The sequence below is a fragment of the Hymenobacter sp. AT01-02 genome, assembly GCF_000961955.2.
Classification (GTDB): Bacteria; Bacteroidota; Bacteroidia; order Cytophagales; family Hymenobacteraceae; genus Hymenobacter; species Hymenobacter mucosus.
In genome coordinates this window covers 1-687 of sequence record NZ_JZIR02000207.1, presented here as the reverse complement: position 1 = coordinate 687, position 687 = coordinate 1, and the positions used below count along the sequence as shown (strand labels likewise).

Annotated in this window: 2 protein-coding genes; both read right to left on the bottom strand. The window is 54.9% G+C overall.

The genetic code is table 11. The features are described 5' to 3' along the window. Positions 1-543, bottom strand: a 543-nt coding sequence (locus VI25_RS22415; protein ID WP_045689834.1) for a FeoB small GTPase domain-containing protein, incomplete at its 3' end; no start/stop codon positions are given. A 9-nt stretch (positions 544-552) separates the two neighbouring features. After that, positions 553-684 carry a FeoA family protein gene (locus VI25_RS28065; protein WP_262490002.1) on the bottom strand — a complete coding sequence of 44 codons (132 nt, stop codon included), beginning with the start codon at positions 682-684 and terminating at the stop codon, positions 553-555. Between the last annotated feature and the right edge of the window lie 3 nt (positions 685-687).

Here is a 687-nt window from a genome sequence, read left to right as displayed (position 1 = left end):
CTTGCGGGCATTCATGGGAATAATGGGCACGCCCAGTTCCTGCTGTAGGGCCGCAATATCAATATGGACGCCGTGCTGCTCAGCTACATCCATCATGTTCAGCGCCAACACAGCGGGTAGTCCAAGATCAGCAAGTTGCGTGAAAAGCAACAGGTTGCGACGCAGGTTGCTAGCATCAGCCGTAATAACCACGAAATCGGGGTACTGAGCACTGCCCCGGTCGTAGAGAAGGTCTGTAATTACCTTCTCATCTAGGCTTTTAGGGTAGAGCGAGTAGGTACCCGGCAAGTCAATTATTTCGGCCCGCAACTGAGGGGTCAATTGGCTGACTCCTGTTTTACGGTCTACGGTTACCCCAGGGAAGTTGCCTACTTTCTGGTTGAGGCCAGTAAGCTGATTGAAGAGCGACGTTTTGCCAGAGTTGGGGTTTCCAATAAGAGCAATACGCGTAAGTGCGCCGGGATGCCGCGTGGCGGCCGTTTCGAGTGCCAGCGCCGATGCACTAGCACCGGCCCGGCCGGTAAGTAGTTCCACCCCTGCCATTCGCCTTTGTTATTTCAAGAATATGGTAGCCGCCTCACTCACTCGTAACGACAGCGTGTAATCTTCCCCGTCGCCAACTACTAGCGTAATGGGGCAACCAAGCGGTGCGCGGCTGTTTAAGCGGACGCGCGTACCGGGAATGCA